Origin of the sequence: Allosphingosinicella indica, assembly GCF_900177405.1 — a bacterium.
Lineage (GTDB): Bacteria > Pseudomonadota > Alphaproteobacteria > Sphingomonadales > Sphingomonadaceae > Allosphingosinicella > Allosphingosinicella indica.
Window position 1 is genome coordinate 561734 of sequence record NZ_LT840185.1, and the last position, 23360, is coordinate 585093.

The 23360-nt window shown below is 67.8% G+C and carries 22 protein-coding genes; 7 read left to right on the plus strand and 15 right to left on the minus strand.

Features of this window, described 5'->3' with window-relative positions:
- Window positions 1-17 precede the first annotated feature (17 nt).
- From aroA to B9N75_RS02910, 4 genes are read left to right on the plus strand one after another with little or no spacing between them, the layout of a single operon-like run.
- Complete coding sequence (gene aroA / locus B9N75_RS02895) at window positions 18-1310, plus strand: 3-phosphoshikimate 1-carboxyvinyltransferase (protein ID WP_172840789.1); 1293 nt, start codon at window positions 18-20, stop codon at window positions 1308-1310.
- The gene (aroC, locus tag B9N75_RS02900; protein ID WP_085217444.1) at window positions 1307-2386 is read left to right on the plus strand and encodes a chorismate synthase; all 1080 of its coding nucleotides are present in this window, start codon (window positions 1307-1309) and stop codon (window positions 2384-2386) included. The genes aroA and aroC overlap by 4 nt, the downstream gene beginning before the upstream one ends.
- Window positions 2383-3489 (plus strand): 3-dehydroquinate synthase, encoded by a 1107-nt coding sequence (gene aroB / locus B9N75_RS02905; RefSeq protein ID WP_172840790.1) that lies wholly within the window; start codon window positions 2383-2385, stop codon window positions 3487-3489. Before aroC ends, aroB begins: the two co-directional genes overlap by 4 nt.
- On the plus strand, window positions 3486-4319 hold the full coding sequence (locus tag B9N75_RS02910; protein WP_085217446.1) for a shikimate dehydrogenase family protein: 834 nt from the start codon (window positions 3486-3488) through the stop codon (window positions 4317-4319). The genes aroB and B9N75_RS02910 overlap by 4 nt, the downstream gene beginning before the upstream one ends.
- Here B9N75_RS02910 and B9N75_RS02915 read toward each other — a convergent pair.
- The 3 genes from B9N75_RS02915 to cysD all read right to left on the minus strand — a co-directional run bounded on the left by B9N75_RS02915 (window position 4260) and on the right by cysD (window position 7867).
- The gene (locus B9N75_RS02915; RefSeq protein ID WP_085217447.1) at window positions 4260-5432 is read right to left on the minus strand and encodes an acetyl-CoA C-acetyltransferase; all 1173 of its coding nucleotides are present in this window, start codon (window positions 5430-5432) and stop codon (window positions 4260-4262) included. The two genes, B9N75_RS02910 and B9N75_RS02915, sit on opposite strands and share 60 nt — an antisense overlap.
- A 39-nt stretch (window positions 5433-5471) precedes the next feature.
- Window positions 5472-6746, minus strand: coding sequence for a spinster family MFS transporter (locus B9N75_RS02920; protein ID WP_085217448.1), 1275 nt, complete (start codon window positions 6744-6746; stop codon window positions 5472-5474).
- A gap of 221 nt (window positions 6747-6967) precedes the next feature.
- Entirely contained in the window at window positions 6968-7867 is a 900-nt protein-coding gene (gene cysD, locus B9N75_RS02925; RefSeq protein WP_085217449.1) for a sulfate adenylyltransferase subunit CysD, read from the minus strand.
- 120 nt (window positions 7868-7987) lie between these two features.
- Between cysD and B9N75_RS02930 the strand changes: the two genes are divergently transcribed.
- Both B9N75_RS02930 and B9N75_RS02935 read left to right on the plus strand, forming a co-directional pair.
- Entirely contained in the window at window positions 7988-8452 is a 465-nt protein-coding gene (locus B9N75_RS02930) for an Lrp/AsnC family transcriptional regulator (protein ID WP_085217450.1), read from the plus strand.
- A gap of 60 nt (window positions 8453-8512) precedes the next feature.
- Window positions 8513-9178, plus strand: coding sequence for a TylF/MycF/NovP-related O-methyltransferase (locus B9N75_RS02935; protein WP_085217451.1), 666 nt, complete (start codon window positions 8513-8515; stop codon window positions 9176-9178).
- Between the two features lie 3 nt (window positions 9179-9181).
- Here B9N75_RS02935 and B9N75_RS02940 read toward each other — a convergent pair whose 3' ends face one another.
- The 3 genes from B9N75_RS02940 to katG are packed head-to-tail and all read right to left on the minus strand — an operon-like array spanning window position 9182 to window position 12548.
- Window positions 9182-9847 carry a hypothetical protein gene (locus B9N75_RS02940; protein WP_085217452.1) on the minus strand — a complete coding sequence of 222 codons (666 nt, stop codon included), beginning with the start codon at window positions 9845-9847 and terminating at the stop codon, window positions 9182-9184.
- A 41-nt stretch (window positions 9848-9888) separates the two neighbouring features.
- The gene (locus B9N75_RS02945; protein WP_085217453.1) at window positions 9889-10356 is read right to left on the minus strand and encodes a methyltransferase family protein; all 468 of its coding nucleotides are present in this window, start codon (window positions 10354-10356) and stop codon (window positions 9889-9891) included.
- Window positions 10356-12548, minus strand: coding sequence for a catalase/peroxidase HPI (katG, locus tag B9N75_RS02950; protein ID WP_085217454.1), 2193 nt, complete (start codon window positions 12546-12548; stop codon window positions 10356-10358). The genes B9N75_RS02945 and katG overlap by 1 nt, the downstream gene beginning before the upstream one ends.
- Window positions 12549-12724: 176 nt before the next feature.
- Here katG and B9N75_RS02955 point away from each other — a divergent pair, with 176 nt between their 5' ends.
- Window positions 12725-12988, plus strand: a complete 264-nt coding sequence (locus B9N75_RS02955) for a DksA/TraR family C4-type zinc finger protein (RefSeq protein ID WP_085217455.1) — start codon at window positions 12725-12727, stop codon at window positions 12986-12988.
- Between the two features lie 51 nt (window positions 12989-13039).
- On the opposite strand, the gene B9N75_RS02960 is transcribed toward B9N75_RS02955, so the two are convergent.
- From B9N75_RS02960 to nusA, 9 genes are all read right to left on the minus strand, one after another.
- Window positions 13040-13462, minus strand: a complete 423-nt coding sequence (locus B9N75_RS02960) for a hypothetical protein (RefSeq protein ID WP_085217456.1) — start codon at window positions 13460-13462, stop codon at window positions 13040-13042.
- A 229-nt stretch (window positions 13463-13691) separates the two neighbouring features.
- The gene (pnp, locus tag B9N75_RS02965) at window positions 13692-16049 is read right to left on the minus strand and encodes a polyribonucleotide nucleotidyltransferase (RefSeq protein ID WP_085217457.1); all 2358 of its coding nucleotides are present in this window, start codon (window positions 16047-16049) and stop codon (window positions 13692-13694) included.
- Between the two features lie 149 nt (window positions 16050-16198).
- Window positions 16199-16468 (minus strand): 30S ribosomal protein S15, encoded by a 270-nt coding sequence (gene rpsO, locus B9N75_RS02970; RefSeq protein ID WP_085217458.1) that lies wholly within the window; start codon window positions 16466-16468, stop codon window positions 16199-16201.
- A gap of 17 nt (window positions 16469-16485) precedes the next feature.
- Window positions 16486-17484: a tRNA pseudouridine(55) synthase TruB gene (truB, locus tag B9N75_RS02975; protein WP_085217459.1), complete on the minus strand. Its 999-nt coding sequence runs from the start codon at window positions 17482-17484 to the stop codon at window positions 16486-16488.
- Window positions 17463-18008 (minus strand): GNAT family N-acetyltransferase, encoded by a 546-nt coding sequence (locus B9N75_RS02980; protein ID WP_172840791.1) that lies wholly within the window; start codon window positions 18006-18008, stop codon window positions 17463-17465. The genes truB and B9N75_RS02980 overlap by 22 nt, the downstream gene beginning before the upstream one ends.
- On the minus strand, window positions 18005-18400 hold the full coding sequence (rbfA, locus tag B9N75_RS02985; protein WP_085217460.1) for a 30S ribosome-binding factor RbfA: 396 nt from the start codon (window positions 18398-18400) through the stop codon (window positions 18005-18007). Before rbfA ends, B9N75_RS02980 begins: the two co-directional genes overlap by 4 nt.
- Before the next feature lie 47 nt (window positions 18401-18447).
- Complete coding sequence (gene infB, locus B9N75_RS02990) at window positions 18448-20964, minus strand: translation initiation factor IF-2 (protein WP_085217461.1); 2517 nt, start codon at window positions 20962-20964, stop codon at window positions 18448-18450.
- Entirely contained in the window at window positions 20948-21754 is an 807-nt protein-coding gene (locus tag B9N75_RS02995; protein WP_425292406.1) for a DUF448 domain-containing protein, read from the minus strand. The genes infB and B9N75_RS02995 overlap by 17 nt, the downstream gene beginning before the upstream one ends.
- On the minus strand, window positions 21735-23360 hold the full coding sequence (gene nusA, locus B9N75_RS03000) for a transcription termination factor NusA (RefSeq protein WP_085217462.1): 1626 nt from the start codon (window positions 23358-23360) through the stop codon (window positions 21735-21737). Before nusA ends, B9N75_RS02995 begins: the two co-directional genes overlap by 20 nt.

Below are 23360 nucleotides of genomic sequence, written 5' to 3' on the forward strand. Positions count from 1 at the left end.
CCATGCGGCGATCCGCGATGAAAGGAAAGCTGCGTGCCACGCCTTCGCGGGGGCTGAGCGGCCGGATCGCAGTGCCGGGCGACAAGTCCATGTCGCACCGCGCGCTGATCCTGGGCGCGATGGCCGAGGGCGAGACGCGGATCGAAGGCTTGCTGGAAAGCGACGACGTGCTGGCGACGGCGCGCGCCGTCGAGGCGCTGGGCGCAGACGTGGAGCGGCTTGGCGAGGGACGCTGGCGCGTGACCGGTGGGCCGTGGCGATCGCCGGACGCACCGATCGACTGCGGCAATTCGGGCACCGCCGCACGGCTGCTCATGGGCGCCGCCGCAGGGCGTGGCGTCACCGCCACCTTCACCGGCGACGCATCGCTCCGCGCACGGCCTATGGACCGCGTCGTCGCCCCGTTGGCCGCGATGGGCGCCACGATCGAGGGCGGCGACAGGCTGCCAATCACGGTGCGCGGCGGGCAGCTGAGGGGAATCGCGTTCGACAATGTCTTCGGATCAGCCCAGGTGAAGTCGGCGATCCTGCTGGCGGGTCTCGGCACGGACGGCGCGGTGTCGGTGCGCGAGGACCGGCCCAGCCGCGACCATAGCGAAATCATGCTCGGCGCCTTCGGCTGCGCGGTGGAACGCGAGGGTAAGATCATCGCCCTGCCCGCGCACCGGCAGCTTCGCGCAACGCAGGTCACGGTGCCGTGCGACCCGTCCTCCGCCGCCTTCCCGCTGGTCGCGGCGCTGCTGACGGCAGGCTCCGACCTCACCGTCACCGGCACGCTCGCCAATCCGCTGCGCACCGGGCTTTACAAGACAGTGCGCGAAATGGGCGCGGACATCCGTTTCGAAGAAGAGCGAGAGGTCGGCGGCGAAGCGGTGGCTGATGTCACTGTACGGACGTCCGCGCTGCGGGGCGTCACCGTACCCGCGAACCGAGCGCCCGCAATGATCGACGAATATCCGGTCCTTGCGGTCGTCGCCGCCTTCGCCGAAGGTCCGACGGTGATGCACGGGCTCGGCGAATTGCGGGTGAAGGAAAGCGACAGGCTGGCGGCGATCGCCGACGGGCTCGCGGCCTGCGGCGTGCGCGCCGAGGTGGAGGACGACGCGTTGACCGTCCACGGCTGCGGCGGGCCGGCGCGCGCTGCGGACATATTCACGCAAGGCGATCACCGCATCGCGATGAGTTTTCTCGTCGCTGGGATCGCGGGGCAGCACGCGGTGACGGTGGACCGCGCCGACATGATCGCGACCAGCTTTCCTGGGTTCGCCGATCTGATGCGCGGCATCGGCGCGCGGATCGCGACGGCATGAGCGTCAACAGCTTCGGCCGCCTGCTCCGCGTGACCACCTGGGGGGAGAGTCACGGGCCGGCGATCGGCGCGGTGGTGGATGGCTGCCCGCCGGGCATCGCGCTGGCCGAAGACGACATCCAGCCGTGGCTCGACAAGAGGCGACCGGGCGCGTCGCGTTTCACCAGCCAGCGGCGCGAGGCGGACGCGGTGCGCATCCTTTCGGGCACGTTCGAGGGGCGCACGACGGGCACGCCGATTAGCCTGGTCATCGACAATAGCGACGCGCGGCCGAAGGATTATGACGCGGTTGCCGCCGCCTACCGGCCGGGCCATGCCGATTATGCCTATGACGCCAAATACGGCCTGCGCGACTGGCGCGGCGGCGGGCGGAGTTCGGCGCGCGAGACAGCGATGCGGGTGGCGGCGGGGGCGATCGCGCGGCTTATCATCCCCGGCGTCGCGATCCGCGGCTATGTCGTCGAATTGGGCGGCGATGCTATCGACCGCGCGGCGTTCGACAATGCGGCAATCGACGCCAATCCCTTCTTCTGCCCCGATCCCGCCGCCGCGGCGCGGTGGGAGGAGCGGATCGATGCGGCGCGCAAGGACGCATCCTCGCTCGGCGCGATCGTCGAATGCGTGGCGACCGGGATGCCGGCCGGCTGGGGCGCGCCGGTCTATGGAAAGCTCGACGCGGACCTTGCCGGGGCGATGGTTTCGATCAATGCGGCCAAGGGCGTCGAGATCGGCGACGGCTTTACTGCGGCGCGCCTCGGCGGCGCGGAAAATGCGGATGCGATGCGAAGCGGCAGTGACGGCGCGCCTGCATTTCTCTCCAACCATGCAGGCGGCATCGCGGGCGGCATCGCGACCGGGCAGCCGGTGGTGGTGCGCGTGGCGTTCAAGCCGACCTCGTCGATCCCCACCCCTCTACCGACCATCGGTCGCGACGGCGGCGAGACCGAAATCGCGACCAAAGGGCGGCACGATCCCTGTGTCGGCATTCGCGGCGTGCCGGTGGTCGAGGCGATGATGGCGCTGGTACTGGCGGACCATTATCTGCTCGACCGCGCGCAATGCGGCGAGCGGACGTGACGACGGTCCGCGTCGCGCTGGAAGCGCGGAGCTATGACGTCCGCATCGCGCCCGGGTTGATCGACGAGGCAGGTGTCTTGCTATCGCCTTATGCGCGCGACGGGCGACTGGTCGTGGTGAGCGACGAGACTGTGTGGACGGCGCAGGGTCAGCGGCTGACCGCCGGGCTGGAGCGCGGCGGGATCGCGCCGTTGCCGCTGCTAGTCTCGCCCGGCGAGGTGTCGAAAAGCTGGGCGGTGTTGGAAGATCTGACCAACCGGCTGCTCAGCGAACGGATCGCGCGCGGAGACCACATCCTCGCGTTCGGCGGCGGGATGGTCGGCGATCTCGCCGGCTTCGCCGCCGCCATCGTCAAGCGCGGCTGCGGGATCGTGCAGATGCCGACCAGCCTGCTCGCACAGGTCGACAGTTCGGTGGGCGGCAAGACCGGGATCAACGCCGCTGCGGGCAAGAATATGATCGGCGCGTTCCACCAGCCCGCCGCGGTGCTCATCGACCCGACCTGCCTCGCCACGCTGCCGGAGCGCGAACTGCGCGCGGGCTATGCCGAGCTGGTGAAATACGGGCTGATCGGCGACGCGGATTTCTTCGCCTGGTGCGAGGCGAACGGCGCGGCGCTGCTGGCGGGCGATCTGGATGCGATTGCGCACGCGATCGCGGTGAGCGTCGCCGCCAAGGCTGCGATCGTCGCCGAGGACGAGCGCGAGACGCTGGGACGCCGTGCGCTGCTCAACCTCGGCCACAGCTTCGGCCACGCGCTGGAAGCCGAGGCGGGCTATTCGGAGCGGCTGCTGCACGGCGAGGCGGTGGCGGCGGGCATGGCGCTTGCCTTTCGCCTGTCGGCGGCGCTGGGGCATTGCGGGCGAGCGGATGCGGAGCGGGTCGCGGCGCATCTCGCCGCAGTGGGCCTGCCGACGACGCTCGACGAAGCAGGAAGCCATGCGAGCGCCGAGGATCTGGCCGCGCTCATGCTGCACGACAAGAAGGCGAGCGGCGACGCGCTGACACTGGTGCTCGCGCACGGCATCGGCGCGGCCTTTGTCGAGCACGGCGTGGCTCCCGAAGGGGTCGCCCAGTTCCTGCGGACCGAGGGCGCGGCGTGACGGCCTGGGCGGAGGTGATCGGCGATCCGGTCGCACATTCACTGTCCCCGCGCATCCACCGCTTCTGGCTCGACCGGCTGGGCTTGGCGGGCGACTATCGCGCGACGCGGGTTATGGCGGACCGGCTGGCGGCGCATCTGCGCGAGCGGCGCGGCGATCCGCACTGGCGCGGGTGCAACGTCACCGTGCCGCACAAGAGCGCGGTGCTGCCGTTGATCGACCGCATCGACCCGGCCGCGGAGCGGATCGGCGCGGTCAATTGCATCGTCGCTGAAGGCGGCGCGCTGGTTGGCTACAACAGCGATGTCGACGGCATCGGCGCGGCGATCGGCAACCGTGCATTCGCGCGAGCGGTGGTGATCGGCGCTGGGGGCGCGGCGCGGGCGATGGTGGACGTGCTGGCGCAGCGCGGCACGGCGATCACTCTGCTCGCGCGTGATCCCGGCAAGGCAGAGGCGCTTGCGGCGGCGCGCCCGTTCGAAGCCGCAGCGGACGCGTTTCGGGGCGCCGACCTCATCGTCAATGCGAGCCCGCTCGGCATGACGCACGCGCCGATACCGGGCGGGCTTATCGCTGCGCTCGGCGCCGCCCCGGCCGACGCGCTGGTGTTCGACATGGTTTATGCGCCGCGCGAGACGGCACTGCTCGCCGCCGCCAGGGCACGCGGCCTGCCGATCGCGCAGGGCCTCACCATGCTTATCGGCCAGGCGCGGCGCGCCTTCGCCTTGTTCTACGGGGTGGCGCCGCCCGCCGAGGCGGATGCGGCGCTGCTACAGCGCCTCGACGATGGTGACATTGGCGATGCCGCCACCCTCGCACATCGTCTGTAATCCGTAACGGAGGCCGCGCGCGCGGAGCGCGTGGACAAGCGTCGCCATCAGCTTGGTGCCCGATGCGCCGAGCGGATGGCCGAGCGCGATCGCACCCCCATTGACGTTGAGCTTGCCAGGATCGCCGCCGATCTCCAGGAGCCAGGCGAGCGGCACCGGCGCGAATGCTTCGTTCACCTCGTACAAGTCGATATCGCCGATCGACAGGCCCGAGCGCTCCAGCGCCTTTCGCGTCGCGGGGATCGGCTCCATCAGCATGATGACGGGATCACCCGCGGTGACGGTGAGGTTGACCACGCGCGCGAGCGGGGTGAGGCCGTGCGCCTTCAGCGCACGCTCGTTGACGACCAGCACCGCCGACGATCCATCGCAGATCTGGCTGGCGTTGCCGGCGGTGACGACGCCGCCCGGCTCGAGCGTCTTGAGCCCGGCGAGCCCTTCCATCGATGCGTCCGCGCGGATGCCCTCGTCGCGGTCGTGGGTGACCGTGCCGTCGGGTGTCTCCACTTCCAGCGCGACGATTTCCTCAGCGAACGCTCCCGCACCGGCCGCGGCGGCCGCCTTGCGGTGACTTTCCAGCGCGAAGGCGTCGAGCTGTTCGCGGGAGAAGCCGTAGCGATCGGCGATCATCTGCGCGCCGGTGAACTGGCTGAACATCGCGACGCCGTAGCGATCCTGGATGCGCTTGGAGAATGGCCCGGCGCCCATGCCGGCCTGCGCATGAAGCATGAAGTTGGAGCCCATCGGCACGCGCGTCATGCTCTCGACCCCGGCGGCGATGACCATGTCCTGCGTGCCCGACATCACCGCCTGCGCGGCGAACTGGATCGCCTGCTGCGAGCTGCCGCATTGCCGATCGATGGTGACGGCGGGCACGCTGTCTGGCAGGCGCGAGGCCATCACCGCGTTGCGGCCGAGCTGAAACGCCTGCTCGCCCGCCTGGCTGACGCAGCCTAGGATCACATCGTCGATCGCCGCCGGGTCGATCCCGCTGCGATCGACGACGGCGTTGAGCACCTCGGCGCCGAGATCGGCGGGGTGCCAGCCGGCCAGCCGCCCGCCGCGACGGCCCCCGGCGGTGCGCACCGCTTCGACGATATAGGCTTCGGGCACCGGCGATCTCCTTGATGGGGCGGCCTGCCTAGCGCGCGCTCAGGCCCGGTGCCAATCCTTCTCCAGCCGCCGCGCCGCGATCAAGTAGAGAACCGCGGCAATGAGGTAGAAGACGAGCGTGTAGAGGATCGAATAGCGCAGCGATTCCTCGCCGTAGCTCGCCTGCATCCGATCCGACATGAAGCCCAGGAACCAGGTGCCGAAGCCGATGCCGAGCAGGTTGTTGATGAAGAGGAAGGACGCGGCGGTGGTGGCGCGCATCTCGGGCGGGACGATATGCTGGATCGCCGCATTGACGGGGCCGAGCCACGACAGCGACAGCGCGGTGGGGACGAGGAACAGGAAGAAGCCCACCCAGATGTTGGGCGCGAACAGGGCGATCGCATAGGCCGGCGCGGCGATGAGGAAGCAGATGGCGGGAACGCGGGCATAGCCGCGCACGTCGCGGGCGCCGGCGCGATCGCCGAGCCAGCCGCCGAGCCAGACGCCCGCGACGCCGCCGATCAGCGCGACAGAGCCGTAGACGATCGAACGATCGACCAGCTCCAGCCCGTAGCTGCGCGACAGGAAGGACGGCAGCCAAAAGGCGATGCCGTAGCCGAGGATCGAACTGCACGCCGATCCGAAGGCGAGCAGCCAGAAGCTGGGCTTGGACGCGAAGGTGCGCGCCACCGTGCGAAACGCCGGCGCGACCGGCCCGCTGCCGGGCGCGGCGCCCGCGAGGCGATCGAGCCCGCCGCGCGGCGGCTCCTTGATGCCGAACTTGACGAGCGGGACGAGCAGCACGCCGGCGATGCCTACGATCACGAAGGCCGCGCGCCAATCGACATGCGCGGCGATGATGCCGCCGAAGAATACGCCGAGCGCCGAGCCGATCGGCACGCCGAACGAGAAGATTGCGAGCGCACGCGCGCGCTGCGCGGGCGGGAAGGTATCGGCGATGAGCGCGTAGGACGGCGCGACGCCGCCCGCCTCGCCCACCCCGACGCCCATCCGCGCCAGAAACAATTGCCAGAAATTCTGCGCCAGGCCGCAGATCGCGGTGAATGCGCTCCAGACGCCGAGGCTGATCGAGATGATCGTCACCCGGCTCTTGCGATCGGCGAGCAAGGCGATGGGTATGCCGAGCCCGGTGTAGAAGAGCGCGAAGGCGAGACCGCCCATCAGCCCCAACTGGGTGTCGCTGAGGCCCAAGTCAGCCTTGATCGGCTCGGCGAGGATCGAGACAATCTGCCGGTCGAGGAAATTGAAGATGTAGGCGATGAGCAGGATGACGAGCACGCGCCCGGGCTTGTTGTCCACCGCCGTCGCCATCACGCCATCCCCGTCGCTTTTTGTTTCCCCGTCATTGCGAGGAGCGGAGCGGCGAAGCAACCATTACCGCATCGGCGGCTCTGGAACGCGCTGCTGGAACATCTGCCTATCCTGCCGGCGGTGGACGTCATCCCTGGCGTGTTCCGGACGGTGGTCACCGCGGATGTAGCCCCGGCCGCGATCATCACCCGCGACGATGCCGGAGCAGCGCATCTACCCGCCTAGAAATAGCCCTCCAGCTTCTTCTTCTCCATGCTCGCAGTCGCATCCTTGTCGATCGCGCGGCCCTGGCGTTCGCTGGTGGTGGCGGCTTCCATCTCGGCGATGATCGCGTCCAAGGTTTCGGCACGGCTCTCGACCGCGCCAGTGAGCGGGTAGCAGCCCAAGGTGCGGAAGCGGATCCAGCGCTCGGCGGGCGCCTCGCCGGGCGCAAGGCGGAAACGATCGTCATCGACCATCAGGATGAGGCCGTCGCGCGTCACCGTCGGCCGCGGCGCCGCGAAATAGAGCGGCACGATCTCGATTCTCTCGCGCGCGATGTAGCGCCAGACGTCGAGCTCGGTCCAGTTGGAGAGCGGGAAGGCGCGGATGCTCTCCCCCTTCGCCTTGCGGGCGTTGTAGAGATTCCAGAGCTCGGGCCGCTGGTTCTTGGGATCCCAGCGGTGGTGCGCCGAGCGGAGGCTCAGCACGCGTTCCTTGGCGCGGCTCTTCTCCTCGTCGCGGCGCGCTCCGCCGAATGCAGCATCGAAGCCATGCGCATCGAGCGCTTGCTTCAGCCCCTCCGTTTTCCACATGTCGGTATGGCGGCCGCCGTGATCGAACGGGTTGATCCCCGCCGCTTCCGCCTCGGGATTGCGATGGACGATAAGCTCCATCCCAGCCGCCGCCGCCGCGCGCTCACGCAGATCGTACATCGCGCGGAACTTCCAGGTCGTATCGACATGGAGCAGCGGAAAAGGCGGCGGCGCGGGGGCGAAGGCCTTCACCGCGAGATGCAGCATCGCCGCCGAATCCTTGCCGATCGAATAGAGCATCACCGGCCGCTCGGACTCGGCCACCACTTCGCGCAGGATGTGAATGCTCTCGGCTTCGAGCGCGTCGAGATGGGAACGGCTGGTCATTGCTGCATCCTATAGCGCCTCCACGGCGCCGGTCGATGTCTCGCCGCCCGCGCAAGATATTTGCCGCTTTACACGGGCAACGGCCGCGATAGAGCAAGATCGTTCCAACCGGAGCCTGCCATGGACGCCACCGACATCAAAATCCTCCGCATCCTGCAGGAGGATGCCTCGCTCTCGGTCGCCGAGGTCGCGAGCCGGGTGAACCTGTCGCAGACGCCGTGCTGGCGGCGCATCCAGAAATTGCAGGGCAAGGGCATCATCCGCCGCCAGGTCGCTCTGGTCGATCCGGCGGCGATCGGCGTCGACATCTCCGTCTTCGTGTCGATCGAGACCGGCGACCACAGCGCCGAATGGCTCGACACCTTCGCCGCGCTAGTCGCCGACATGCCCGAGGTGCTCGCCGTCCACCGCATGGCGGGCGACGTCGATTACCTGCTCCACGTCGCAGTGCCCGGCATGGCCGATTACGATGCCTTCTACCGCCGCCTCATCGCCGGCGTGCCGTGCAAGAACGTCACCTCGCGCTTTGCGATGGAGCGCGTGAAGTACACCACCGCCTACCCCATCCCCGACGCGGTGCGCTGACGGCCTTGCTGCGGGCGCCGGTGCGCGACTAGGTTCCGGCTCCCGAACAGCGAGATCGACATGGCCCGATACAAGCCCGCCGCCGACGACATCTACGAGACCGAGAACGGCTTCTACCTGCTGAGCCATCCGTCGCGGCTCGCCAAGCTGCTCGCGCATTACGAGCTCTACCAGATGATCGCGGGGCTGCCCGGCGCGGTTGTGGAGCTCGGCGTCTACAAGGGCGCGTCGCTGATGCGTTTCGCGACGTTCCGCGGCGTGCTGGAGAACGATCATGCGCGCGCCATCTACGGCTTCGATGCTTTCGGCGCATTCCCGCGCGGCGAGGTGGCGGGCGACGCCGACAAGGCGTTCATCGAGCGGTTCGAGGCGGCGGGCGGCGATGGCATCGCTCGCGAGGACCTGGAGGCGCTGATCGCCGCCAAGGGCTTCGCCAATATCTCCCTGATCGAAGGCAATGTGTTCGACACTGTGCCCGCCTTCCTGGCCGACAAGCCCGCCGAGAAGATCGCGCTGATGCACCTCGACATGGACGTCTACGAACCGACCGCCTTCGCGATCGAGCAGATGATCGACCGGATGGTACCGGGCGGGCTGGTGGTGTTCGACGATTACGGGATGGTCGAAGGCGCGACGCGCGCGGCCGACGAGATGTGCGAGCGCCATGACCTGGCGATGGAGAAGCTTCACCATTATGCGATCCCTGCTTTCGCGGTGGCGCGCTGAGACTCAGCGGCGGATCGTGATGCCGAGCGTGAGCGCGCGGGGCGACGCGCCGTCGACATAACGGCCGGCGAGCAGATCGACGTCGATCCAATGCTCGGGGGTCCAGCGGACGCCGGCTTGGAAACCGGCCGGGCCGCGATTGAGCCCGAATACCTCGCCCATGAGGGCAAGCTTGTCGCTCGCCTGCACGTCGAGCTGGGCGCCCCAGAAGAACGCGTTGCGATCGCCGGTGCGCGCCCATTGATAGCCGAGATTGGCGTGAGCGCGCACCTTGGGCGAAAACGCGAGCGTAAGCGGCGTGGTCACGGCAAAACTGTCGAGCCGCCCGCGGTCGAGATCGAAGGTGGCGGTGCCCGATGCGGCGATGCCCAGCCCTTCCGACACCGGCCTCAGCGCCAGCTTGATGCTGGGCGAGGCGTAAGTCGTGGCACCGGCGCGATCCCAGATGTGCTGGACGGCGCCGTTCAGCTCGACATGCGGATGCGCCTTCAGCGTGCAGCCGACATCCGAATTGGCGAGGCCACTGCCCGCGCCGTAATGCGTGTACCAATTTTCGAAATGGCAGACGCCGGGCGTTTCGACCTCGGAATCGTCGACGACATGCGCGCCGCCCGCAGCGCGTACGGCCTGCGCCGGCGCCATGCACAACACGACCAGCCACAGCCGCATAAGCCCCCACCCCCGCCAACGGATTTAACTGAAGACGGGCGTCAGAGCCAGCGGCGGACGCGTGCCGCATAAGAACGGTATTCGTCGCCGAATGCCGCGGCGAGCCGCTGTTCCTCGAACGGAATGACCCGGAGATCCAGCGCCAGCCAGAGCAAGGGCAGCGCCAGCACGCCCCAATCGAGTCCAGTCGCAACGAAGAGGCCGGCCATGACGAGGAGCAGACCGATGTAGAAAGGATTGCGCGATTTGGCGAAGGGGCCGGTTGTAACCAGCGCCTGCGGCTCGGCGCCGGCCTTGGTGGTGGTGCCGGCGAAGATCAGAGCACGGGCCGACGCCATTTCCAGCGCCAAGCCGGCGAGCAGAATGACGATGCCGACGCCGCTGACCGCCACGCCCGGCGGCGGCAGCAGCCCGAGCGGCCACAGCCATTCGAGGAGCAGCGCGGCGGCGATCGCCAGCGCGGCCCAGGCGTCCGGCGGCGGACGCCACTGGCGCCCGCCGCCTGCCATCACGCCGCGAGGTCGAAGCGGTCGGCGTTCATCACCTTGGTCCAGGCGGCGACGAAGTCCTTCACGAACTTCTCCTCGCCACCGGATTCGGCATAGACCTCACCGACCGCGCGCAGCTCCGAATTCGAACCGAAGATGAGGTCCGCGCGGGTCGCGCGCCAGGTCTCGTGGCCGCCCTTGCGGTCGGTCGCGACATATTCCTGATCCTCCGACCCATCGACCGCCTTCCAGACATTGGTCATGCCCAGAAGGTTGACGAAGAAATCGTTGGTAAGCTGGCCCGCACGCTTGGTGAAATGGCCGTGCCCGCGCTCGCCGTGGTTGGCGCCGAGGACGCGAAGGCCGCCGATCAGCACCGTCATCTCCGGCACCGACAGGCCGAGCAGCGACGCGCGATCGAGCATCATCTCCTCGGTCTTCACCGCGAGCTTCTTCTTGCCGATGTAGTTGCGGAAGGCGTCGGCCTCCGGCTCCATCACCGCGAAGCTTTCGGCGTCGGTCTGCGCCTGGGTCGCGTCGCCGCGGCCGCCGGTGAACGGCACCGCAACGCTGGCACCCGCATCCTTGATCGCCTTTTCAAGGCCGACCACGCCGCCCAGCACGATGGCATCGGCGAGGCTCATTGAACCGCGCAGGCCGTTGAGCGTGTCGATGACCTTGGCGAGCATCTCGGGTTCGTTGACGTCCCAGTCCTTCTGCGGCGCCAGCGCGACGCGCGCGCCGTTGGCGCCGCCGCGGTGATCGGACTTGCGGTAGGTCGAGGCCGACGCCCAGGCGGTCTTGATCAACTGGCTGACGGTGAGACCGCTGGCCGCGATCTTCTCCTTCACTGCCTGTACATCGGCATCGGACGGCATGGTGCCGACCGGAACCGGGTCCTGCCAGATGAGGTCTTCCGCGGGGACTTCCGGCCCGAGGTAGCGGACCTTGGGCCCCATGTCGCGATGAGTAAGCTTGAACCAGGCGCGGGCAAAGGCGTCCTTGAACGCTTCATGGTCGTTGCGGAACTTCTCGCTGATCTTGCGGAATTCCGGATCCATCTTGAGCGCCATGTCGGCGGTGGTCATCATCGTCGGGACCTTCAGGCTCGGATCCCAGGCCGCGGGGGCCATATCCTCTTCCTTCTGGTTCACCGGCTGCCACTGCTGCGCTCCCGCGGGGCTGCGGACGAGTTCATATTCATAGTCGAGCAGCAGGCGGAAATAATTCTCCGACCATTCGGTCGGCGTATTCACCCACGAGCCTTCGATGCCGCTGGTGACGGTATGTTCGCCGATGCCGCCGCTCTCATGCCCGCTGACCCAGCCGAACCCCTGCGCGACGAGATCGCCGCCCGACGGCGCCGCGCCGAGCAGCGAGGCATCGCCATTGCCATGCGCCTTGCCGAAGGTGTGGCCGCCGGCGGTGAGCGCGACGGTCTCCTCATGGTTCATCGCCATGCGCTCGAACGTCGCCTTCATGTCGCGCGCCGACTGGAGCGGATCGGGGTTGCCGCCCGGACCTTCGGGATTGACGTAGATGAGACCCATCTGGATCGCGGCGAGCGGGCCTTCCAGTTCGTGCATGCCGTGCTCGGGCGCGATGCGGGTCTGAACGCCTTCGTTCACCCATTTGTCCTCCGAGCCCCAATAGATGTCGCGTTCCGGCTCGAACACGTCGGCGCGGCCGCCGCCGAAGCCGAACACCGGGCCGCCCATCGATTCGATCGCGACGTTGCCGGTGAGGATGAAGAGATCGGCCCAGGAGATGTTTTTGCCGTATTTCTGCTTGATCGGCCAAAGCAGGCGGCGCGCCTTGTCGAGATTGCCATTGTCCGGCCAGCTATCGAGCGGCGCGAAACGCTGCTGCCCGCTGTTGGCGCCGCCGCGCCCGTCGGCGGTGCGGTAGGTGCCCGCCGCGTGCCAGGCCATGCGGATGAAGAAGGGGCCGTAATGACCATAATCCGCCGGCCACCACTCCTGGCTGTCGGTCATCAGCGCGGTGAGATCGGCCTTGAGCGCATCATAATCGAGCTGCTTGAAGGCTTCGGCATAGTTGAAATCGGCGCCCAGCGGATTGGACGGGCCATTGGGGTTGAGGATCTCGGTCGCCAGCATCTCCGGCCACCAATCCTTGTTGGTACGGCCGAGCAGCGCGCGGACGCCACCTCCGTTCATCGGGCAGCCGCCCATTTCTCCGGTCTTCGCGTCCATGTTCGTATCGTCCTCTCGCAATGGGATTTCGCGCCAGCCTAGATCGCCACTCGAAGTGACAAAAGCGATTAATGCTCGTCAGAGATAGGGGCAAAACCGATCAAGCGTGGTCGCGGCGGGTTGGACATCGCGGCCGCCGCTTCCCATCTTGCAAGCCAAGACGAGGAGACACGGACATGGCCGGCGGATGGGCGCGCGACGGCGCGGTGCAGGACCAGATCGACGATACCGTAAGCGACGCGGTGCTCGCGGCGCGGGCGGCCATGCCGGCGGGCGAAGGCAGCGACGAATGCGTCATCTGCGGCGAAGACATCCCGGAGGCGCGCCGCAAGGCGCTGCCGGGCGTGCGGACCTGCGTTGCCTGCCAATCCGAGCGCGACCGGACGAAGGTGTCGGCCGGCATCAATCGCCGCGGCAGCAAGGACAGCCAATTACGCTAGTCAAAAAAAGCCCCGCGATCGCTCGCGGGGCTTCTTTCAATAAGCATCGGATCAGCCCTGACGGCCACGCTCGTAGGCCTGCAGGCAATTGTCGGTGATGGTGCGCGAGCAGGCGGGATAATTGTCCGGCGCGACCGGCGCGCCCGTCGCGTCGAGCAGCGGGCCGCCTTCGGCGCTGCCGGTGACGCCGTTCCAGCCCGCCGGGACATTCGCGGCATCCGAGATCACGGCGATACCGCGCGCGTCGCGCTCGGGGCTGGCATTGTGCGCCTCGACGGTGGCGCCCGAGGCGGCCGCCATCGGCGCCGGCGCGGTGGTCGTCGCCGACCAGTCCGCCGTCGTGGTGCTGTCGACCGTGGTGTCGGTCGTCGTCGCTTCCATCGGTGTGTTCATGTCGCCGTGGGTGGCATCGTGGGTCTGCGCGATCGCGGCGGTGCCCATCATCAGCGCAATGGCAAAAGCAGCGGTTTTCATGACTCATCACTCCAAAAAGGTTGGTGCGGCGCCCGGCTTTCCGGGGCCGTAATGTCGCGGCGGGGCCGCGTTCAGTGATGAGATAAACCGCGACCAGCCGCCTTTGCTCCGCGCCGGGAAGCGGGCATTTGGGGCGCTTCAGGACGAGCCGTGGCGCCAGCGCGGCGGCCTGCAAAACAAAAGGCCCCGCGATCGCTCGCGGGGCCCTTCATTTGCCTGAGGCTGAGGATCAGTCGTCGCGCTGCAGGAAGGCCGGCGCGAACTCGGGCTCGGGGCCCTCATCGCGTCCACCTTCGCGGCGCGGGCCGCGGTCACGGTCGCCGCCGCGATCACCGCGCTCGCCGTCACGGCGCGGGCCGCGATCCCGGTCACCACCACGGCCGCCGCCGTCACGGCGCGGGCCACGGCCGCGATCGCCACGGTCACCGCGCGGACCACGATCACCGCCCTCGCGCGGTTCGCGCGGCGGACGGGTGTCGGGCAGTTCCTCGCCGGTTTCCTGATCGACGACGCGCATCGACAGGCGGACCTTGCCGCGCTGGTCGATCTCGAGCACCTTGACCTTGACCTCCTGGCCTTCGCTCAGGGCGTCCGAGACCTTCTCGACGCGCTCGTTCTTGATCTCCGACACGTGGACGAGGCCGTCCTTGCCGCCCATGAAGTTCACGAACGCGCCAAAATCGACGAGGTTGACCACCTTGCCGGTATAGACCTTGCCGACTTCCGGCTCCTCGACGATGCCGAGGATCCAGTTCTTGGCGGCTTCGATCTGCGACAGATCGGACGAGCTGATCTTGATCAGGCCCTCGTCGTCGATGTCGACCTTGGCGCCGGTCTCGGCGACGATCTCGCGGATCACCTTGCCGCCGGTGCCGATCACTTCACGGATCTTGGACTTGTCGATCTGCAGCGTCTCGATACGCGGCGCGTGGGCGGAAAGCTCCTCGCGGGTGTGATCGAGCGCCTTGGCCATCTCGCCCAGGATGTGCGCGCGGCCCTCGTTCGCCTGCGCGAGGGCGATCTTCATGATCTCCTCGGTAATGCCGGCGATCTTGATGTCCATCTGAAGGCTGGTGATGCCCTCCGACGTGCCGGCGACCTTGAAGTCCATGTCACCGAGGTGATCCTCGTCGCCCAGGATGTCGCTGATGACGGCGAAGTCCTTGCCTTCGAGGATGAGGCCCATCGCGATGCCCGAGACCGGGCGCTTCAGCGGCACGCCCGCGTCCATCATGCTGAGCGAGCCGCCGCACACCGTCGCCATCGACGACGAGCCGTTGGACTCGGTGATGTCGGAGAGGACGCGGATCGTGTAGGGGAACTCGTCCTTCGTCGGCAGCACCGGATGCAGCGCGCGCCAGGCAAGCTTGCCGTGGCCGACTTCGCGGCGGCCCGGCGCGCCGAAGCGGCCCACTTCACCGACCGAATAGGGCGGGAAGTTATAGTGCAGCATGAAGTGCGAGTAGCTGAGGCCGTCGAGGCCATCGATCATCTGCTCGCTGTCCTTGGTGCCCAAGGTGGTGGTGCAGATCGCCTGCGTTTCGCCGCGGGTGAACAGCGCCGAACCGTGGGTGCGCGGCAGGAAGCCGACGATCGCCTCGATCGGGCGGACCGTCTTGGTGTCGCGGCCGTCGATGCGGCGGCCGTCCTTGAGGATCGCGCCGCGGACGACGTCCGCTTCCAGCTTCTTCACCAGCTTCAGCGTACCGAGATATTGCGCGGGATCGCTTTCCTTGAGGTCGGCGAGCGCGTCGCGCGCCTTGGTGCGCGCCTCGTTGATCGCGTTCTGGCGGTCCTGCTTGACGGTGAGCTTGTAGGCGGCGGCCAGATCGTCGCCGATCAGCGACTTGAGCTTGGCCATCGCTTCCGACTTGTCGGCAACCGGCGCGAGCTCCCACGGCTCCTTCGCCGACTGCTCGGCGAGGCGGATGATCGCGTCGATCACCTTCTGGCTCTCGCGGTGCGCGAACATCACGGCGCCCAGCATCACCTCTTCCGAAAGCTCCTTGGCTTCGGATTCGACCATCATCACCGCGTCCTGGGTGCCGGCGACGACGAGGTCGAGATCGCCCTCCTTCACCTGCTCCATCGACGGGTTGAGCTGATATTCGCCGTCCTTGTAGCCGACGCGCGCGGCGCCGATCGGGCCCATGAAGGGCACGCCCGAGATGGTGAGCGCCGCCGAGGCCGCGATCATCGCGACGATATCGGGCTCGCTCTCGCCGTCATAGGACAGCACCTGCGCGATGACGTTGATCTCGTTGTAGAAACCTTCCGGGAACAGCGGGCGGATCGGCCGGTCGATGAGACGGCTGGTCAGCGTCTCCTTTTCGGTCGCACCGCGCTCGCGCTTGAAGAAGCCGCCCGGGATGCGTCCGGCTGCCGAGAATTTTTCCTGATAGTGAACGGTGAGCGGGAAGAAATCCTGCCCTTCCTTCACGGTGCGCGCGGCCGTCACGGCGCACAGCACGACGGTTTCGCCGTAGGTCGCGATCACTGCGCCGTCGGCCTGGCGGGCAACGCGGCCCGTTTCGAGCGTCAGCGTCTTGCCGCCCCACTCGATTTCCACTTTCTTCATGTCGAACATGTGTTTTCCTTCAACTCCCGCGGCCGGATGCGGCGGGGGCCTGTGTGCGGGGTCTTTCCCCGCGGTGTCGGGCCCATATGGCCCTTATCGAGGGGCGCCGGATTGCACCCTCCCGATATGCGAAGCGGCCCCGCAGGGCCGCTTTCGACTTATTTGCGAAGCCCGAGCTTGCCGATGAGGTCGGTGTAGCGGGCCTGGTCCTTCTTGCGGAGATAATCCAGCAGCGACCGGCGCTTGTTGACCAGCATCAGCAGGCCGCGGCGCGAATGATTGTCCTTCGCGTGGCCCTTGAAATGCTCGGTGAGGTTGGTGATGCGCTCGGTGAGGATCGCGACCTGGACCTCGGGCGAACCCGTGTCGTCGGAGCCGCGGCTATGTTCCTTGATCAGCGCTTCCTTGCGCTCTGCGGTAATCGACATCGTCCATTCCTTTCGACTTAGAGGTTGAACCCGCGCACGACCCGTATCTCCGGGCCGACGGCCTCCGCGAGCGCGACCGGAACGCCGTTCCCGTCGATCGCCATGAGGAGGCCCGGTGCGTGGGCGGTCCCGATCATCCTTTGCCCCTGGCGGAGCAGCTTTGCCTGATCGGGGGAGACGGTGAGAGCCGGGATGTCGTCCAGCCCCGCCGTCAGCGGCAAAAGCAATCTTTCAAGGTCGCGCGCCTTAGCGGCTTCGGCCAAATTGTCCAGCGAAATCGCCCCTTCGAGGCCGAACGGCCCGGCCTTCGTCCGCCGCAGCATCGCGACATGGCCGACGGTGCCGAGCGCCAGCGCGATGTCGCGTGCGAGACTGCGAATATAGGTGCCCTTGGAGACCCGTGCGGACAGGGTGATTTCCGCAAGCACCTCCCCGGAACGGGGAGGTGGACCGGCCGCAGGCTGGTGGAGGGGGTCCAGAGACCCGCACCGAGCCCCCTCCACCACGCCGCTGCGCGGCGCGGTCCCCCTCCCCGTCCCGGGGAGGATCGAGAGGGCGTGGATCGTTACGTGACGGCTCGCCAGCTCCACCGTTTCGCCGGCGCGGGCGCGGTCGTACGCGCGTTTGCCGTCGACTTTGAGCGCGGAATAAGAAGGTGGCACCTGATCGATCGGGCCCGTGAAGCGCTCCAGAACCGCCTCGATCTCCGCCAGCGTCGGTCGCTGGTCCGAAGTCGCGATCGTCTCGCCTTCGAGGTCGAGCGTGTCGGTCTCGACGCCGAAGGCGATGGTGAAATCATAGGCCTTGTCGGCATCGAGCATCCGGCCCGAAAGCTTGGTCGCCTCGCCAAGCGCAACCGGCAGCACGCCGCTCGCCAGCGGATCGAGCGTACCGCCGTGGCCGACCTTGACCTTGGCATAGCCGCCCTCGCGGAGCGCGCGCTTCACCGCCGAAACCGCCTGCGTCGAGCCAAGGCCGAGCGGCTTGTCGAGGATCAGCCAGCCGTGGAGCGCCATTCGTCCGCCAGGATCGAGAAGAGCACCGTGTCGCGGACGTGGCCGGTCCAGGTGATCCGGTCGGCGCGGAGCACACCTTCGCGGACACCGCCGATCTTGGCCATCGCCGCCTGGCTCCGCGCATTGCGGGCATCGACGCGGAACTCGACGCGGCGGATGCCGCAGCCGAAGGCGCGGGCGAGCATCATGTCCTTCACCTGCGCATTGACGCCGGTGCCGCGCAGGTGCGGGCGGTAATATGTGCCGCCGATCTCCAGCGCCTTGCGGCCTTCGTCGATGCCGAGGAAACTCGACATGCCGAGCAACTCATCGCCCGCGAACAACACGAACGTCCGCGTGCGCGGATCATTGACGAACAGGGCGATACTCGCGTCGAAATGATCGGGATCGAAGGAGATCGAGTAGATCGCCCATATGTCGCGATCCTCGGCGCAGGCGGCCTTCAGCGCGGCGTGATGCGCATCCGAGAACGGCTCGGCGCGGACGCCGTCGCCCTGCATCGGCGCTGCCAGGCAGTCGATCATTCGCCGTCGAGGTCGCGCGCCACCTGCGGCGATCGCAGCAGCGAGTCGATGTGGCTGCCCTCGTCGAAGCTCTCGTCGGGCAGGAATTTGAGCTTCGAGGCATATTTGAGGTTCACCCGCCGGGCGACCTCGCGCTGGAGATAGGCGGTGTTGGTGCGCAGCGCCTTGATCACGACATCCTCGTTCGCGCCGAGCAGCGGCTTCACGAAGACGGTGGCGTGGCGGAGATCCGGCGACATCCGCACCTCCGTTACCGACACGCTGTGGCGCGCCAGGACATCGTCATGCACGTCGCCGCGCGTGAGGATGTCGGACAGGGCGTGGCGCACCTGCTCGCCGACGCGCAGCAGGCGGACCGATCGGCCTTCCTGGGATTCGTTGTGCCGTGCCACGTCTGCTCCGCGCTACGCCCTTCCCCGACGCGCGGGGAAGGGTTGGATCACAGCGTCCGTTCGCGTTCTTCGACCTCGAAGGTTTCGAGGAAGTCGCCCGCCTTGATGTCGGTGAAGTTCTGGGTGAACGTCACGCCGCACTCGAGGCCGGCGCGAACTTCCGCAACATCGTCCTTGAAGCGCCGCAGCGACGCGATCTCGCCGTTGTAGATGATCACGTCCTCGCGGGTGATGCGGGCCTTGAGCGCCTTCTTGATGACGCCTTCGGTGACGAGCAGACCCGCAGCCTTGCCGTGCTTGCCGGCCGAGAAGACCTCGCGGATTTCGGCGCGGCCGACGACATTCTCCACCATCAGCGGGCCGAGCTCGCCCGCCATCGCCGCCTTCACCGCATCGGTGAGGTCGTAGATGACGTCGTAATATTGCATCGCGACGCCGTTGCGCTCGGCGATCTCGCGCGCCTTGGCGTTGGCGCGGACGTTGAAGCCGATGATCGGCGCGCCGCTGGCACCCGCCAGCGTCACGTCGCTCTCGGTAATGCCGCCGACGCCGGCGTGCAGCACGCGCGCCTTGATGTCGTCGTTCGAGATCTTGTTGACCGCGTTGACGATCGCCTCGACCGAACCCTGCACGTCACCCTTGATGACCAGCGGGAATTCGATAGCCTGCTTGTCGCGCAGCGCCGAGAACATCGTGTCGAAGCTGGCCGGGGCGGACGTCGTCCGCTTCTTGTCCAGCACGCCCTGGCGATAGGCCGCGACTTCGCGGGCGCGCGCGTCATTCTCGACCACGGTCAGCACGTCGCCCGCCGAGGGAACGCCCGAAAGGCCGAGCACTTCGACCGGGACCGACGGCCCCGCGACCTTCACCTGACGGCCGGTATCGTCGACCATCGCGCGCACTTTGCCCGAGATCGGGCCGGCGACGAACACGTCGCCCACCTTGAGCGTGCCGCGCTGGACGAGCAACGTCGCGACCGGGCCGCGGCCCTTGTCGAGCTTGGCTTCAACCACCGCGCCTTCGGCGGCGCGATCGGGATTGGCCTTCAGCTCGAGGATTTCGGCCTGCAGGTTGATCGCATCGAGAAGCCCGTCGAGATTGGTCTTCTTGAGCGCCGACACCTCGACGTCCTGCACGTCGCCCGACATCGCCTCGACGACGATCTCGTGCTGAAGCAGCTCCTCGCGCACCTTTTGCGCATTCGCGCCGGGCTTATCGATCTTGTTGATCGCGACGATCATCGGCACGCCGGCCGCCTTGGTATGGTTGATCGCCTCCACCGTCTGCGGGCGCAGCCCATCGTCCGCCGCGACCACCAGGATCACGATATCGGTGACGTTGGCACCGCGCTGGCGCATCTCGGTGAACGCCTCATGGCCCGGCGTATCGAGGAAGGTAATCTTCGACTTGTCCTTCAGGGTCACCTGATAGGCGCCGATATGCTGGGTGATGCCGCCACTCTCGCCCGACACCACGTTGGCGCCGCGGATCGCGTCGAGCAGCGAGGTCTTGCCGTGATCGACATGGCCCATGATGGTGACGACCGGCGGACGCGGCTTCAGCGTCTCGGCGGCGTCGACGTCGGTCTCGACCGGAATGTCGATATCGGCGTCCGACACACGGACGATGCGGTGGCCGAACTCCTCGATCAGCAGCTCGGCGGTGTCCTGGTCGATCGTCTCGGTGATCGTGACGGGCGTGCCCATCTTGAACAGAGATTTGACGAGATCGGCGCCGCGCTCGCCCATGCGCTTGGCGAGCTCCTGGACGGTGATCATCTCGGGCACCGCGACGTCGCGGCTCTGCTTGGCGCTCGGCCCGCCCTGCTGATGGGCGCGCTTTTCCTTCTCGCGCGCACGGCGAAGCGCGGCGAGGCTGCGGGCGCGGCTGTCGTCCTCACCCGAAAGCGCCTTGCTGACGGTGAGCTTGCCAGAATGGCGGCGATCGTCGCGGCCGCGGGCCGGACGCGCCGGCTCGGGGCGCTTGACCGGGGTGAACTGGCGCGGCTTGGGACGGCGGTCGTCCGCCTCCGCCGGCTGGGCGGCGGCGGCAGGCTGCGGCTCGGCGACGGCACGCTCGGCCTCTTCGGCGGCGCGCTTTGCGTCTTCCTCGGCCTGCTTGCGCGCATCCTCCTCGGCACGACGATTCTCTTCGGCGCGGCGCTTCTCGTCTTCGGTCGCTTCCAGCGCCTGACGGTCCTCGCGGCGGCGCGCTTCTTCGAGCGCCGTCATCCGCGCTTCCTCGGCTTCGCGGAGCAGCTTTTCCTGCATCTCGCGCCGTGCGGTCGCGTCCATCACCGGCGCTTTGGCGGCCGGCTTGGGCGCAGCGGCGGGGGCAGCCGGTTTCGGCGCAGCGGCGGCGGGCGCCGGTGCGGGCGCGGCCTCTTCCTTCTGCGGTGCTTCCTCGCCCGGGCGGCCCAGAATGCGGCGCTTCTTCACCTCGACCACCACCGTGTTCGACCGGCCGTGGCTGAAGCTCTGCTTCACCTTGCCCGTCTCCACGGTGCGCTTGAGGCCCAGCGGCGCGCGCGCGCCGAGCTTCGGCTTGTCAGTCGTCTCGCTCATTCGAATCCTTCGTTCTATTCTCGCCGCCACCGAAGGCCGCAGTCCGGTCGCCAGGCGGAACATCCGCGCCAGCGCTTAGCCCAGCATCCAGTCCAATGAAAGCACGCCAGCGATCCAGCGCGCGGGATGTGCGCGCCGCCGCTGCCGGGTCGACGATGGCGATATGTACCACATTCTGCCGCCCCAGCGCCAATGACAATATGGCCCTTTGTGCCGGAATTACCAACCCTTGCCGCTCGCCGCCGCCAACGCGCCAGGCCTGATCGAGCTTCGCGTTGCCGTCGGGCCGGGCATCCGCGGCATGGTAGAGCGCCGCGACCTGGCCCGATCGCGCCGCCGCCTCGATCTTCTCGCTGCCGGTGAGCAGCGTGCCGGCGCGCGCCTCCAGCCCGAGCCGGTCGAGCGCCGCCTGCCGCAGCGCATCCTCGACGAGATCGGCGAGATCGTCCGGCACCGTGACTTCGGCCTTGAACGCCCGCGCGAGCGCGCCTTTCAGCTTGCCCTTGGCCCGCGCGGCTTCCAGCCCGGCGCGATCGACGCCGGTCCAGGCGCCGCGGCCGGGCGCGCACGCGCGCACGTCGGGCGCGACCGTGCCGTCCGGCGCGAGCGCGAGGCGGATGAGATTGTCGCGCGCGTCATGCGCACCCGTCAGGATGCACTTGCGCTCGGGGACGTGCTTGCCGTCGCGACCCGGCTCGAACCGGGACGCGGCATCGGCTTCATCCTGGCCCCCGGCTTTCGCCGGGGTTCGCGCCTGACCCGTCAGGCGCTCATTGGGAGGTTTCCGCAACTGCGTCCTCCCCTTCGGCCGCCGCCGGCTCGTCCTCGAACCAGTGGGCGCGCGCCGCCATGATGATCTCGTTCCCCTGCTCGTCGCTGAGGTTGTAATCGGTAAGGATACCGCCCTTGTCCTCCGGCCGGTTGCTCTCGCGCTGGCGGCGCTGCTCGGGGCGCTTCTTCTGGACCAGCTCGTCGGTCGCGAGATCGGCGAGGTCGTCGAGCGTCTTGATGCCCGCCTTGCCCAAGGTCACCAGCATCGCCTCGGTGAGATAGGGCATGTCGGCGAGCGCGTCCTCGACGCCGAGACCGCGGCGCTCCTCGCGCGCCGCTTCCTCGCGGCGCTCCAGCGCTTCCGCGGCGCGGCTCTGCAGCTCGGATGCCAGCTCGTCGTCGAAACCCTCGATTGACGCGATCTCGTCCGCCTCGACATAGGCGACCTCTTCCAGCGCGCCGAAGCCCTCGGCGACGAGGAGCTGGGCGAGCGTCTCGTCGACGTCGAGCTCGTTCTGGAACATTTCTGACCGCTCGACGAACTCGCGCTGACGCTTCTCGCTCGCGTCCTGCTCGGTCAGGATGTCGATCGCCTTGCCCGAAAGCTGACTGGCGAGGCGGACGTTCTGGCCGCGGCGGCCGATCGCAAGGCTGAGCTGATCGTCGGGGACGACCACCTCGATGCGATCGTCCTCCTCGTCGATGACGACGCGGCTGACGCTGGCGGGCTGGAGTGCGTTGACGACGAAGGTCGCAGTGTCCTCGCTCCACGGGATGATGTCGATCTTCTCGCCCTGCATCTCCTGGACGACCGCCTGGACGCGGCTGCCCTTCATGCCGACGCAGGCGCCGACCGGATCGATGCCCGAATCGTGGCTGATGACGCCGATCTTGGCACGGCTGCCCGGATCGCGCGCGGCGGCCTTGATCTCGATGATGCCGTCGTAGATTTCGGGCACTTCCTGTGCGAACAGCTTCTTCATGAAGTCCGGGTGCGCGCGGGACAGGAAGATCTGCGGGCCGCGGTTCTCGCGGACGACGCGCAGGATGATCGAGCGGGTGCGATCGCCGACGCGGACGACTTCGCGCGGGATCTGCTGATCGCGGCGGATGACGCCCTCGGCGCGGCCGAGATCGACGACGACATGGCCGAACTCGACGCGCTTAACGACGCCGGTGATGATCTCGCCCGCGCGGTCCTTGAACTCTTCATACTGGCGCTCGCGTTCTGCATCGCGAACCTTCTGGAAGATGGTCTGCTTGGCGGCCTGCGCCTGGATGCGGCCGAACTCGATCGGCGGCAACGGATCGACCAGGAAGTCACCGACGACTGCGCCAGCCTTAAGCTTTTGCGCGTCCTCGACATTGACCTGCTTGTAGAGATCCTCGACTTCCTCGACCACCTCGACGACGCGCCACAGGCGCAGATCGCCGTTGTTGGGATCAAGCTTGGCACGAATGTCCATTTCCTGCCCGTAGCGGGTACGGGCGGCACGCTGGATCGCATCCTCCATCGCCTCGATCACGATCATGCGATCGATCAGCTTCTCCCGCGCGACGGAATCGGCGATCGCAATCAGTTCTGCCTTGTTGGCGGAAACGGCACCGGGCGCTTGGCTGGCCAT